The organism is Cupriavidus yeoncheonensis, assembly GCF_905397275.1.
GTDB classification, from domain to species: domain Bacteria; phylum Pseudomonadota; class Gammaproteobacteria; order Burkholderiales; family Burkholderiaceae; genus Cupriavidus; species Cupriavidus yeoncheonensis.
The window spans coordinates 20493-32991 of sequence record NZ_CAJPUY010000023.1 but is presented as its reverse complement, the minus strand read 5'-3'; the positions used below and the strand labels follow the sequence as shown (position 1 = coordinate 32991).

The 12499-nt window shown below is 66.5% G+C and carries 11 protein-coding genes; 7 read left to right on the top strand and 4 right to left on the bottom strand.

All coding sequences use genetic code 11. The features are described 5' to 3' along the window. Positions 1–27 precede the first annotated feature (27 nt). From KHO22_RS26035 to KHO22_RS26005, 7 genes are all read left to right on the top strand, one after another. Positions 28–1227 (top strand): fumarylacetoacetate hydrolase family protein, encoded by a 1200-nt coding sequence (locus KHO22_RS26035; RefSeq protein ID WP_211950057.1) that lies wholly within the window; start codon positions 28–30, stop codon positions 1225–1227. A 132-nt stretch (positions 1228–1359) separates the two neighbouring features. Beyond that, positions 1360–2691, top strand: coding sequence for an MFS transporter (locus tag KHO22_RS26030; RefSeq protein ID WP_211950056.1), 1332 nt, complete (start codon positions 1360–1362; stop codon positions 2689–2691). 35 nt (positions 2692–2726) lie between these two features. Further along, the gene (locus KHO22_RS26025; protein WP_211950055.1) at positions 2727–4331 is read left to right on the top strand and encodes an aldehyde dehydrogenase (NADP(+)); all 1605 of its coding nucleotides are present in this window, start codon (positions 2727–2729) and stop codon (positions 4329–4331) included. Beyond that, entirely contained in the window at positions 4328–5884 is a 1557-nt protein-coding gene (locus KHO22_RS26020; RefSeq protein WP_211950054.1) for a UxaA family hydrolase, read from the top strand. The genes KHO22_RS26025 and KHO22_RS26020 overlap by 4 nt, the downstream gene beginning before the upstream one ends. 375 nt (positions 5885–6259) lie before the next feature. After that, positions 6260–6415, top strand: a complete 156-nt coding sequence (locus KHO22_RS26015; RefSeq protein ID WP_211950053.1) for a hypothetical protein — start codon at positions 6260–6262, stop codon at positions 6413–6415. 34 nt (positions 6416–6449) lie between these two features. After that, a complete protein-coding gene (locus tag KHO22_RS26010) occupies positions 6450–6959 on the top strand; it encodes a sigma-70 family RNA polymerase sigma factor (RefSeq protein ID WP_211950052.1) in 510 nt (169 codons plus the stop codon). A 10-nt stretch (positions 6960–6969) separates the two neighbouring features. Further along, on the top strand, positions 6970–7743 hold the full coding sequence (locus tag KHO22_RS26005) for an anti-sigma factor family protein (RefSeq protein ID WP_211950051.1): 774 nt from the start codon (positions 6970–6972) through the stop codon (positions 7741–7743). Between the two features lie 146 nt (positions 7744–7889). On the opposite strand, the gene KHO22_RS26000 is transcribed toward KHO22_RS26005, so the two are convergent. The 4 genes from KHO22_RS26000 to msrB all read right to left on the bottom strand — a co-directional run bounded on the left by KHO22_RS26000 (position 7890) and on the right by msrB (position 12365). Continuing rightward, positions 7890–8804, bottom strand: coding sequence for a serine hydrolase (locus KHO22_RS26000; protein WP_211950050.1), 915 nt, complete (start codon positions 8802–8804; stop codon positions 7890–7892). A 413-nt stretch (positions 8805–9217) separates the two neighbouring features. After that, on the bottom strand, positions 9218–9952 hold the full coding sequence (msrA, locus tag KHO22_RS25995; RefSeq protein ID WP_211950049.1) for a peptide-methionine (S)-S-oxide reductase MsrA: 735 nt from the start codon (positions 9950–9952) through the stop codon (positions 9218–9220). A gap of 25 nt (positions 9953–9977) precedes the next feature. Then, positions 9978–11810 carry a cytochrome c biogenesis protein DipZ gene (locus KHO22_RS25990; protein WP_211950048.1) on the bottom strand — a complete coding sequence of 611 codons (1833 nt, stop codon included), beginning with the start codon at positions 11808–11810 and terminating at the stop codon, positions 9978–9980. A 36-nt stretch (positions 11811–11846) separates the two neighbouring features. Further along, positions 11847–12365, bottom strand: a complete 519-nt coding sequence (gene msrB, locus KHO22_RS25985) for a peptide-methionine (R)-S-oxide reductase MsrB (RefSeq protein WP_211950047.1) — start codon at positions 12363–12365, stop codon at positions 11847–11849. Between the last annotated feature and the right edge of the window lie 134 nt (positions 12366–12499).

Below are 12499 nucleotides of genomic sequence, written 5' to 3'. Positions count from 1 at the left end.
GACAACAACATCAGGTGGAGACAATCGATGGCATTGCCGCTCACGCTCAGCGCTACGCAAACGCTTCCTGCCGACGGGCTGGCGGGGACGCTGGTCGGCCGCGCATGGATTCCGGCCGGTGACGGCGTTCCGGCAGGCCCGGCCGTCGTGGTCCTGCGGCCGGATGGTGTATTCGACATTTCCGATGTCGCCCCGACCATGAGCACCCTGCTCGAACAGGACGACCCGCTCAAGGTGGTGCGCCATGCGCCCGGGCGCTGGATTGGCAAGCTCGACGACCTGCTGGTCAACACGGCCGATCCCCGTGGCGGCGACGGTCTGGCCCGCTTGCTGGCACCATGCGACCTGCAGGTGATCAAGGCGGCAGGCGTAACCTTCGCCGGCAGCCTGGTCGAGCGCGTCATCGAGGAGCAGACCAAGGGCGACCCGCAAGGCGCCGCCGAGGTCCGCAGCAGGATCCAGGCGCTGGTGGGCGAGCGCCTGTCCCGGATCCGGCCGGGTTCCCGCGAGGCGGGCGAACTCAAGGCCTTGCTGATCGAGCATGGCATGTGGTCTCAATATCTCGAGGTAGGCATCGGCCCGGACGCCGAGATCTTCACCAAGGCACCGCTGCTTTCGGCGCTGGGCACCGGTACGGAAATCGGCCTCCATCCCGGCTCCGCATGGAACAATCCGGAACCCGAGATCGTGCTGGCCCTCAACAGCCGCGGTGAAGTGCTCGGTGCCACGCTGGGTAACGACGTCAACCTGCGCGATTTCGAGGGCCGCAGTGCGCTGCTGCTGGGCAAGGCCAAGGACAATAACGGCTCCTGCGCGATCGGTCCGTTCCTGCGCCTGTTCGACCAGAGCTTCTCGCTGGACGACGTGCGGCGGGCAACGGTGAACCTGCGCGTCGATGGCCCGGACGGCTTCGTGTTGTCCGGCACCAGCTCGATGGACCAGATCACGCGCGACCCGCTGGAGCTGGCCGGGCAGGCCATGGGCACGACCCACCAGTATCCCGATGGCGCCATGCTGTTCCTTGGTACGCTGTTCGCGCCAGCGGAAGACCGCGACAGCGCGGGCGGCGGTTTCACGCACAAGGATGGCGATCTCGTCACCATCTCCAGCCGCCAGCTCGGCAGCCTGGTCAACCGCGTGGGCCGAAGCGACCGTATCGCTCCGTGGACGTTCGGCGTACGCGCCCTCATGGCCAACCTGGCCGCACGCGGCCACACCACTTTCTGAACGACGATCTCTGAGCGGGCGCCACGGCGCCCCACCCTGAACACCGCAGCCACCCTCGCGCGAGCAAAAGACGGGGATGCCGCAATCCATCACATGAGGCCGCGACGCGCGGCTTCGTACCGGAGACAACCCATGCAGACTCAAGCTGCCAACCACGATCCGCTCGCAAGCGCGGTAAGCAAGGCACGCCTGCGCCTCGCGCCTTTCCTGGCACTGATGTTCGCGCTGTCGATGCTCGACCGCTCCAACGTCGGCTTCGTCAAGCAAGCCCTGATGGTCGATGCCAATATCGGCAATGCGGCCTATGCGCTTGGCGCCGGCATCTTCTTCATCGGCTATGCCGTTTTCGAAATCCCCAGCAACCTGATCCTGCACCGGGTCGGCGCCAGGGTCTGGCTCAGCCGCATCATGGTCACCTGGGGGCTGGCGTCGGCGGCCATGATGTTCGCGCACGACGAGACCTCGTTCTACGTGCTGCGCTTTATCCTTGGCGTCGCCGAAGCGGGATTCTCGCCGGGCGTGATCCTGTACTCCACCTACTGGTTCCCTGCCAGCCAGCGCGGCAAGGCACTTGGTGTCTACTACTTCGGCTTGCCGGTGGCACTGGTACTGGGCGGGCCGGTCTCGGGACTGCTGCTCGATGTGATGGGTGGCCAGCTGGGCCTGCGCAACTGGCAATGGATGTTCATCATCGAAGGCCTGGCGGCGTCGGTAGTGGGCGTGATCGCCTTCTTCTACCTGGCCAGCAAGCCGCGCGATGCCAAGTGGCTGAACGCCGACGAGAAGACTGCGCTCGAAGCCGCTATCGCCGCGGAAGACAACCGGAAGACCGCGCATGGCCCGGCAACCGCACTGAGCGCGCTGGGCAACTGGCAGGTGCTGCGTTTCGTCGCCATCTACTTCGCCATCCAGGTCAGCGTCTACGGCGTCATCTTCTACCTGCCGACGCGTATTTCCGAGCTGACCGGCATGGCGATTGGCGCCAAGGTCGGCCTGCTCACCGCGATTCCGTGGCTGTGCGCGCTGATTTCCCTGCGCCTGATCACCGGCATCGCGGACGCCAGGGGCAAGCAACGGGAATTCGCCATGGCCATGCTCGCCATGGCGGCCACCGGCATCGCACTGTCGACGCTGGGGCACGAGCTGGTGCCCGTGCTGATGGCCTTCTGCCTGGCTACCGTCGGCTTTGTCGTGGTCCAGCCGCTGTTCTGGACGCTGCCCACCGCCTACCTGAGTGGCACCGCCGCGGCCAGCGGCATCGCCCTGATCGGTGCGCTGGGCAATCTCGGCGGCTTTATCGCGCCGACGCTGAAGACCGCTGTCGAATCCGCATTCCATAGCCAGCAAGCGGGCATGCTGGCCCTGACAATCGCAGGCGTGGTCGGCGTGCTGCTGCTGATGAGCATTGGCGCACGGACCCGCCGCGACTCGACCTTGCGGCTTGGCTCCTCCGAGGCGGCCTGACGGCGTCCCGTATTCCCTGCATCCGGAAAACTCACATGACCATCCTCGGACTTCACTACATCGGCGGCGAGCGCCGTGCCGCCGGCACCCTGCTGCACAGCAACGACGCCGTGACAGGCGAACGGTACCCGGTCAGCTTCCACGAAGCCACCGAAGCCGAAGTTGCAGCAGCCGCGCTGGCCGCGCACCAGGCCTTCCCCGCATTCCGCGCCACCAGCCCTGCCGAACGCGCCGCGCTGCTGGAGACCATCGCCGAAGAAATCGATGCGCTGGACCAGGCGTTCATCGCGGCGGCCAGCCGCGAGACCGCCCTGCCGCCGGCGCGGCTGGAAGGCGAGCGCAAGCGCACCAGCAATCAGCTGCGCATGTTCGCGGCCACGGTACGGCGCGGCGACTTCCTCGATGTCCGCATCGACCGCGCGCAGCCTGCGCGCCAGCCGCTGCCGCGGCCCGACCTGCGGCAGTACCGCGTCGGCGTGGGTCCGGTGGCGGTCTTCGGCGCCGGCAATTTCCCGCTCGCATTCTCGGTGGCCGGTGGCGACACCGCTTCGGCGCTGGCAGCGGGCTGCCCGGTGGTGGTGAAGGCGCATCCGGGTCACATGGTCACGTCTGAATACGTTGCCGATGCGATCGAACGCGCGATCGCGCGCAGTGGTGCAGCGGCGGGCGTATTCAACATGGTGTTCGGCACCGCCGCCACCGGGGCGGCACTGGTACGGGCGCCGCACATCAAGGCAGCGGGCTTTACCGGATCGCTGGCTGCGGGCCGGGCTTTGTTCGATATGGCGCAATCGAGGCCGGATCCGATTCCGGTGTTTGCGGAGATGTCGAGCGTGAACCCGGTGTTCCTGATGCCCTCGGCACTGTCCGCTCGCGGCGCACAGATTGCGCGCGAACTGGCGGCCTCGGTCACCTTCGGCTGCGGCCAGCTCTGCACCAGCCCGGGCTTGGTGCTTGGCATCCGCTCACCGGCATTCGATGCGTTCGTCTCCGAACTCGGCACGGCACTGGCGCTGGCCGAGCCGCAGCCCATGCTGGGCGCCGGCATCCGGGACAATTTCCAGCGCGGGCTGGCCGGCTTGCGCGAGGTCCCCGGCGTGGAAGCCCTGGTTTCAAAGCAAGCGGACGGCCGCATCGGCGGGCATCTGCTGAAGGCAGACCGCAGCGCGCTGTTTGCGGAGGATCGTGCGCTGGAGGAGGAAGTATTCGGCCCGTCGACGGTGATCGTCGCGCTGGATTCCGAAGACGACTTCCTGGCCTTTGCCGAACGGATGCGCGGCCAGCTTACGGCCACGCTGATGGCCGATGACGGTGACCTCCATCACCATGCCGCGCTCATCGAGCGCTTGGAAAGCAAGGTCGGCCGGCTGCTCTTCAACGGTTACCCGACCGGCGTGGAAGTCGGCGACGCCATCGTCCATGGTGGCCCCTACCCGGCTACCACCGATGCGCGCGGCACCTCCGTCGGCAGCGCCGCCATCGAGCGCTTCCTGCGCCCGGTGTGCTACCAGAACTATCCCGATCCCGTGCTCCCACCGGCCTTGCGCGACAGTAACCCGTGGCAGCTGCCGCGCCTGGTTGACGGCGTGCCGACATGCGCCGCGCTGCAAGGCGCGCACGACCTGGAGGCCGCAGCATGAGCGCCGTCCTGGAACAAGATGCGGCAACCGCCGTCGAACCCGTCATCCGGCTGCATCCGGATGACGATGTCGTCATCGCGCGTGCGCAGCTGGTGGCAGGCACGCGCCTCGGCGCTGGCCTGGTGGTACGCGGCCTGGTGCCCGCAGGGCACAAGCTGGCAGTGCGCGCACTCGAGGCCGGCGCGCCGGTGCGCCGCTACGGGCAGGTCATCGGCTTCGCCACGCGCCCGGTCGCCCCAGGCGAGCATGTCCACACCCACAACCTGGCCATCGGCGAATTCGAGCGCGACTACGCGTTCGGCAGCGGCAAGCGCCCTGCAGCGGTGGCGACGCAGCGCGCGCAATTCATGGGCATCGTCCGTGCCGACGGGCGGGTCGGCACGCGCAACTACATCGGCATCCTGACGTCCGTCAATTGCTCTGCCACCGCGGCACGCGCCATCGCCGAGCATTTCCGGCGCGAGATCAATCCGCAGGCTCTTGCCGACTATCCGAACGTGGATGGCGTAGTGGCCCTGACGCACGGGCAAGGCTGCGCGGTGGATGGCGAAGGCGAAGGCCTGGCGCTGCTGCGGCGCACGTTGGCGGGCTACGCGCGCCACCCCAACTTTGCCGCCGTGCTGATCGTCGGGCTGGGCTGCGAAACCAACCAGATCGACGGCCTGCTCGACAGCGAGGGACTGGCATGCGGTGCCGCGCTGAAAACCATGACCATCCAGGCCACCGGCGGCACGGCCCGTACGGTGGCGGCGGGCATCGAGCAGATCAAGGCGATGCTGCCCGACGCCAACCGGGTCCGACGCGAGCCCGTCGATGCCAGCCACCTGGTGGTCGGACTGCAATGCGGCGGCTCCGACGGCTATTCCGGCATCAGCGCCAATCCCGCGCTTGGCGCGGCCGTCGACCGGCTGGTGGCGCACGGGGGTACCGCCATCCTGTCGGAGACGCCGGAGATCTATGGCGCCGAGCATTTGCTGACGCGCCGTGCCGTATCACCGCAAGTCGGGCACAAGCTGCTCGACCGGATCCGCTGGTGGGAAGCCTACTGCGCGCGCATGAACGCCAGCCTGGACAACAACCCTTCAGCGGGCAACAAAGCGGGCGGCCTCACCACGATCCTGGAGAAATCACTCGGTGCCGTGGCCAAGGGCGGCACTACCAACCTGGTCGACGTATACGGCTATGCGGAGCGCGTGGAGGCAGCCGGCCTGGTCTTCATGGACACCCCTGGATACGATCCGGTCTCGGCGACCGGCCAGGTGGCCGGCGGCGCCAACCTGATCTGCTTTACCACCGGGCGCGGCTCCGCCTATGGCTGTGCGCCGGCCCCGTCCCTGAAGCTCGGCACCAATACCGCCCTGTGGCAGCGCCAGCAGGAGGATATCGACATCAACTGCGGCACCGTGATCGATGGCACGCAAACCATCGACGCGCTTGGGGAAGAGATCTTCCGCCTCATGCTGGCGGCAGCGTCGGGACAGCGCTCAAAGAGCGAATTGCACGGCTATGGCCAGAACGAGTTCGTTCCCTGGCAGCTTGGCGCGATCACCTGACGAGGTGTCGGCGTGACCGCCGCCATTCGCCACCGGCCTTCGCATCCGGCCCTACGCTGAGCGTGCCTGTCATGGTCGGATGCAAGGTACAGGTGTACGGGAACACCAGGACGTTTCGGCTGCCGGATCTACGCCGCCCCGACGCGTCCTGCACTCGCCCGAGACGGGCGAGTCCTTCCTCGATATTGTTCAACTCGACGCTGTCACGGCTTCAGCGAGGACAACTGGCGAACGCTTGGGCGGCATGGCGTAGAACAAACTCCATGACAGCGGAATAAAGCACCGCCGCGGCGCGTTTACAGAGTTGACAGGCGAGCAGCACCGATTTCGAGGCGGAATAGTGCTGCCTCCGCGGCCTGCCTTCTGGAGACCGAAATGAAAGTGCTGCATCTGATTTCTGGCTTGCTGTTTGCCATGATGGTTGTGGCCGCGTGCTCCACCGACAGTGGCACAGCTTCCCCCGGCAGCTCAGCCCAATCCCAGCGTGGCAGTAGCCGGGGCACGGGCGACGGGTATCGCGGCGGCTACTGACGGGCGGGGTCGACCACGCGGAGAATTCATCCCGGTGAGCTTGCGCGACGACCTCGCCGCCTGCCTGCCGCAGTTGCGCCGTTATGCCCGCGCGCTGACGGGTGATGCCGCATGGGCGGACGATCTGGTGCAGGACACGGTCGAGCGCGCTCTCGGGCGCACCTCGCTGCTACGTGCCCACAGCAATACGCGCACCTGGTTGATGACCATACTGCGCCACCTCTATATCGACCAGTTGCGCAAGCGCCGCGAGCTGGCACTTGATGCCGATGACCCTGTGTGGCAGCGGCTGGAAGCGCGGGACGGGGAAGTCGATGAGCTGCTACTGCTCGATGTGCAGCGCGCGCTCTACCGCCTGCCGCTGGAGCAGCGCGAGGTGTTGCTGCTAGTGGCACTGGAGCAACTGAGCTACCAGGAAGCCGCCGCCATCTTGCGGGTGCCGGTGGGGACGGTGATGTCGCGGCTGTCGCGGGCGCGCGAGCACCTGCGCGTGCTGCTCCGCGGCGGCGACGCTGAAAGCCGGGCCAGGTTTTCAAAGTCGTGAGGAAGAGGCCATGACGGACAATCGCAGTTCCACCGCGCCGACGACCGGCCGGGAGCTGGAGCGGCTCTCGGCGCTGGTCGATGGCGAGCTTGCGCCGCATGATCAGGCCGAGGTCTTGGCCGCGCTGGCGCACGATGCACAAGCCGCCGCACGTGTGGAGGATTACCGGCGTCAGACCGCCGCACTCAGGTCGCTGTTTCCGTTGCCGACGGATGTGCGCTATGTATTGGTGCGGCCACGCCGCGCGTGGTGGCGGCGCGCAGCGGCGGCACTGGCCTGGGTCGGCGCGGGCGCGATGCTCGGCACCGGCGCCGCGTGGCTGCCAGCGCACGAGGCGGATCCCTGGGATTTCGCCCGCCATGCTGACCTCGCCTACGCGATCTACGCGCCAGAGCCGCGCCACCCGGTGGAAGTGACTGCTACCGACCAGGGGCACCTGATGGCGTGGCTGTCGCACGGACTGGGGCGCACGCTGACGGTTCCGGCGCTGGACGAGTACGGCTACACGCTGATGGGCGGGCGGCTGTTGCCCGGCACGACCGGTCCGGCGGCACAGCTGATGTACCAGAACCAGGTGGGCGGGCGCCTCACGCTGTATATCACCGGGGCCGCGCCCCTGCGCGCCTCCTTCCGTGTGCTGCGCCAGGACGACCGGCGCACGTTTTATTGGGCCAGCGCGGGTGCCGGTTACGCGCTCTCGGGCCAGCGCAGCGAGCCGCGCCTGCGCGAGATCGCGATGGACGTCTGCAGCAGCCTGGGCGGCAATCCGCAGGCATGGCAGTAAGTCGCGGTGCCACGTCACCACGCCAGGCCATCTGCTGCCGTTTGACGAACCGCCTGCTGACCACCTGATTGACCGCAGATTCGACGAAGCCCGATGCAATGGACTCCCCACGCGTGCGGCTCCGCGGTCTGCTACCGCCATTCTTTTCACGTACGGTGACTCCGATAAGGAGCTTGCCTGACTTTTCCGTGATGCACCACCGCCTTCGCACGATGGTGAGATATCGGCTTTGCCGGGTAGGCGGCCTGCTGCATGGCGCCGTTCACTTCCTTGCCTCCCAGCCAATGGCGAATCGAAATCAGATCAGCCGTCCGTTTCCAGTTAGACGCCGCTCCCATCAGTACGATGATCACCGGACCGCTTCCCAAGTCGGCCTTCAATACAATGCAGTGGCCCGCTTCGTTGATGAAGCCAGTTTTTGACAGCTGGATACCCCAGTCTGGCTCCCGCGGCATAAGCAGGGTATTGCGATAGCGCAACGAACGCCGAGCCACTTCGACGCGGTGGTTTGAAAGCGTTGTGAACTCGCGAATCAACGGGTAGTGCGAAGCGGCGTCTGCCATGCTCAGAAGGTCGCGCGCGCTGGATACATTGTGTGGCGACAGTCCCGTCGGATCCTGAAAGCGGGTGTGATGCATGCCAAGCGCGCTGGCCTTCTCGTTCATTTTCGCGACGAACATCGACTTCCCGCCGGCAATGGAGCGCGCCAATGCAGAAGCCGATCGATTCTCCGATGCCATCAAGGCCAGGCGGAGCATCTCACCGCGTGCGAGTGTGGTACCGACCGGAAGGCGGGAGGGCGAACGCTTGATCCGATCGACGTCGGCGGGCTCGATGGTCAGAGGTTCGTCCAGCGCCGGATGCTGGTCCAGCGCCACCATCGCAGTCATCAGCTTTGTCAGCGAGGCCACTGGCGCGACTGCGTCCGCCTGCTTCTCCAGCAGGACCCGACCTTGCCCCATGTCGTAGACAACGGCGCTGCGCGAGTACAGGTAAGGCATCGCCGCGCCCACTCTCAGCGGCGCCAAAACCAGGAGCAAGCACACGACGAGTCTCTTCATTTTTGCCTGGCGAGGGGAAGACAAGCGCTACCGACTCCGACGATCCAAAAGGAAGCGGAAGCGCGCGCCATAGCCGAGCCGGGCATGTGTTGCCCTGGAACCGCTCTCTCCAGCTTCAGATGGTTCGCGCAACTCTCAACCCGCCACCTGTCGGCTCTGCGCCGTGAATCGATTGGCGTTCGCACCGCGCTTTCAATTATTGCAAGCCGCTCGTCAAGGTGCCAGTGCTTGGCCAGCATTCAGGAGGCTGATGGGACTCCAAACCCACGACGACAGAAATCACAGTCCTGACACCCATTCGACGTGGAAAAACGCCACAAACGGCGAGCCCCTCGGCGGTCCGAGAAGGGCGTGGCGTGCCTGTGCCGGGCGCTGCGGGATTCTTGCACGAGGCAGAATCCCGTATTGCGGTGTCAGGAACCGGATTTGGTCAACAACACGGGATCGTTGCGATAGAGATCTGGAAAGATCTGCTTCAGGTTGCCGATCTTGGGCAGGTCGTTGATCACGATGTACGGATAGTTCGGATTCTTCGTCAGGAAGTCCTGGTGATAGGCTTCCGCCGGATAGAACCCCTTGTAGTCCTCCACGCGCGTCACGATGGGTGCCCGGAAAACCCTGGCTGCACCAAGCTGGGCAATATAGGCCTCGGCAATCGTGCGCTGTACAGGCGTGACCGGGAAGATCGCGGAGCGGTACTGCGTGCCGTGATCGGGCCCCTGGTAGTTGAGCTGGGTCGGGTTGTGCGCCACCGAGAAAAAGACTTGCAGCAGCTTGCCGTAGCTGACTTGCGCCGGGTCGTAGCGGATCTCGACGGATTCCGCGTGGCCGGTCGTGCCTGAGCCTACCCTCTCGTACTGCGCCGTGCTGGCCGCGCCGCCGGCATAGCCTGATGTCACACGCGTTACGCCGCGCACGTGCTGGAATACGCCCTGGACGCCCCAGAAGCAGCCGCCGGCAAACACGGCCGTCGCGGTGTGGGCATCGCCGGGCTTCTCGTCCTGCGAGGGTGCGGGGATGCGTACCGCGTCCTCGGCCGATAGTGCGGGCTGCCCCCAACTGGTGGCAACGGCCGCCAGCATGGCGACGCCCACGAGCTTGAGCGTGGCGGAGCGCGTCCAGTGCCGCAGTGCTGCAATCGCGTTCATGATGAGGTTCCTTGGTTTCGAAGGGTTAGCCGAATGTGAAGGCATAGGCCTCCACGCCGGGATCGAGGAATTCGATGGCAAAGGTGCGGTCCCTGACCTCGCCGTCCTGCCGCACCAGTTGGTAGAGACGCTGGGCCGTGACCTCGCCGGTGCCATCCGGCGCGATATCGGTGCCGTGCGACGCGCCCGGCGCGGCGCCGTCGATCGTCACACGGAACCTGACCGGCTTGCCGTCCTGGGCCGGGCCGAGCACGAGATGCAGGTCGCGTGCGTGGAAGCGGTAGACGATGCGTCCGTTCGGCCGGTCAAGCGTGGCGTGCTCCGCGCCGACGCGCCAGTTGCCGGCAAGGCCCCATCGGTTCAGGTCGGGCTTCGCGGGCGCCGTGTAGTCCTGCGGCCGGTCATGCACCGCACCGCCAGGCGAGCCGAAGTTCTCCGCGCGTTCGTAGCCAACATAGGTCTCCGGCGATCGCATCGCACCGTTGTCCGCCGCCATCTGCACCCCACTGCCGGCCTTGTCGTTCAACGTGGCCGGCATGGCCGTCGCACGCTTGGCCACATCGGCGTGGCCGGCCTCTTCCAGCAGTTGGCGGATCACGGCTTCGGAGCGTTCGTATTCACCCTCGCCGAAATGGTGGAAGCGAATACGGCCTTGCGGGTCGATGAAATAGTGCGCGGGCCAGTACTGGTTGCCGAAGGCGCGCCAGATGGCGAAATTGTTGTCGATCGCCACCGGGTAGGTCACGCCGAGATCGCGGGAGGCCTTCTTCACGTTGTCGATATTGCGCTCGAACGCGAATTCCGGTGCGTGGACGCCGATAACGACAAGCCCCTGGTCCTTGTACTTGTCGGCCCACGCCTTCACATAGGGCAGCGTGCGCAGGCAGTTGATGCAGGAGTATGTCCAGAAGTCGACCAGCACGACCTTGCCGCGCAGGCCCTCGGCGGTCAGCGGCGGGGAGTTCAGCCATTCGACGGCACCGTTGAGTCCCGGGAACTGGCCTTCGACCGGCAGCGCCGCTGCCCTGCCCCCGGCGCGCATCATCATCGCGCCCCCACTGGCGGCGCCCGGCACCGTGCTCTCCGGATTCGCGCTCGCCATCATCGTGCCGTCCTGCTTTTCGGCGGCATGGTTGCCGGCCAGCCTGTCGACGAGGTGCTGCTCCAGTCCACCCGTGGCAATCGTCGATACACGCGCCAGCACGCCGGTATCGAGACCCAGCCCGATCGCCACCACGCCGGCCAGCATGGCGGCACCGATGCCGCGGCGAATCCATTCGCCGGCATCGAGCGAACGCTTCATGGCCGCGAACACGCGTCCGCCGATCAGCAGGGCCAGCGCCAGCGACGTCGCCGCACCGGCCGCATATGCCGCCAGCAGTAGCGTGGTGCCCAGACTGGCGCCTTGCAGTGCCGCGCCAGTCAGCACGAGGCCCAGGATCGGTCCGGCGCAGGGCGCCCAGAGCAGCCCGGTGGCGATGCCAAGCAGGAACGACGATCCGGGACTGGCCGCGCGGCCACCGGATTGCGCGAAGTTGGACAGGCGGCTGCCGGCGTTGACCAGCGGGCGCATCAGACGCTCGGCAAACCGCGGCAGCAGCAGCGTCAGGCCAAACACGGTCAGCAGTGCAATGGCGAGCCAGCGTCCAAACTGGTTGGCCTGCGCCACCCAGCCGCCGCCCACGGCCGCCAGCGTGGCCACGAGCGCGAAAGTCATGCCCATGCCAGCCAGCAGCGGCAGGCCGCTGCGCGCGAAGGGCTGGTCGGCGCGGGCGAACACGAACGGCAGTACGGGCAGGATGCATGGGCTCAGGATGGTGAGCGCACCGCCGAGATAGGCCAGGATCAGGAGCAGCATGATTTTGTGGGTGCCTTGTGTGTGCCGTGGGAGGCTTCAGGCGGCGGGCCGGAATGTCATGGCGACGCCGTTCATGCAATAGCGCAGGCCGGTCGGCTTCGGTCCGTCGTCGAAGACGTGCCCCAGGTGACCGCCGCAGCGCCGGCAATGGACCTCGGTGCGCAGCATGCCGAAGGCGCGGTCCTCGGTGGTGGCCACGGCATGCTCCAGCGGTGCCCAGAAGCTGGGCCAGCCGGTACCACTGTCGAACTTGGTCTTCGAAGAGAACAAGTCGAGCTGGCAACCGGCACAGGCAAAGATGCCGTTGCGGTGCTCGTCGTTGAGCGGGCTGCTGAAGGGCCGCTCCGTGCCTTCATTGCGCAGCACGGCGTACTGGGCCGGGGACAACTTCTGGCGCCATGCCTCGTCGCTCAGGGTGACCTCGAAGCGCTCCGCGGCCTTGCGGGTGTCGCCGGCAGCGGGCGTGCCGCCGGCCAGCGCGCGCCAGCCGCCCACGGCAGCAAGCGTGGCGGCCATGGCGCCGCCGGACAACAAAAAGCGTCTGCTGATGCGCATGATGGACTCCCATGCAGTTTGAACCGATCGTGACAGCATCCTAGGCGCGAAGCCGTATCGGAGTCCTCGCCAAACCTTAAACAATCCGTGATAACTCGGTGGGCCGGAATTCTGCACAATAGTGTCATTACCGG

Excerpts from the sequence above, each read along its gene's own strand:
- KHO22_RS26030 (WP_211950056.1), top strand. The coding sequence starts at position 1,360 with ATGCAGACTCAAGCTGCCAACCACGATCCGCTCGCAAGCGCGGTAAGC.
- KHO22_RS26020 (WP_211950054.1), top strand. The coding sequence starts at position 4,328 with ATGAGCGCCGTCCTGGAACAAGATGCGGCAACCGCCGTCGAACCCGTC.
- KHO22_RS26035 (WP_211950057.1), top strand. The coding sequence starts at position 28 with ATGGCATTGCCGCTCACGCTCAGCGCTACGCAAACGCTTCCTGCCGAC.
- KHO22_RS25990 (WP_211950048.1), bottom strand. The coding sequence starts at position 11,810 with ATGCTGCTCCTGATCCTGGCCTATCTCGGCGGTGCGCTCACCATCCTG.
- KHO22_RS26015 (WP_211950053.1), top strand. The coding sequence starts at position 6,260 with ATGAAAGTGCTGCATCTGATTTCTGGCTTGCTGTTTGCCATGATGGTT.
- KHO22_RS26000 (WP_211950050.1), bottom strand. The coding sequence starts at position 8,804 with ATGAAGAGACTCGTCGTGTGCTTGCTCCTGGTTTTGGCGCCGCTGAGA.
- msrB (WP_211950047.1), bottom strand. The coding sequence starts at position 12,365 with ATGCGCATCAGCAGACGCTTTTTGTTGTCCGGCGGCGCCATGGCCGCC.
- KHO22_RS26005 (WP_211950051.1), top strand. The coding sequence starts at position 6,970 with ATGACGGACAATCGCAGTTCCACCGCGCCGACGACCGGCCGGGAGCTG.
- msrA (WP_211950049.1), bottom strand. The coding sequence starts at position 9,952 with ATGAACGCGATTGCAGCACTGCGGCACTGGACGCGCTCCGCCACGCTC.
- KHO22_RS26025 (WP_211950055.1), top strand. The coding sequence starts at position 2,727 with ATGACCATCCTCGGACTTCACTACATCGGCGGCGAGCGCCGTGCCGCC.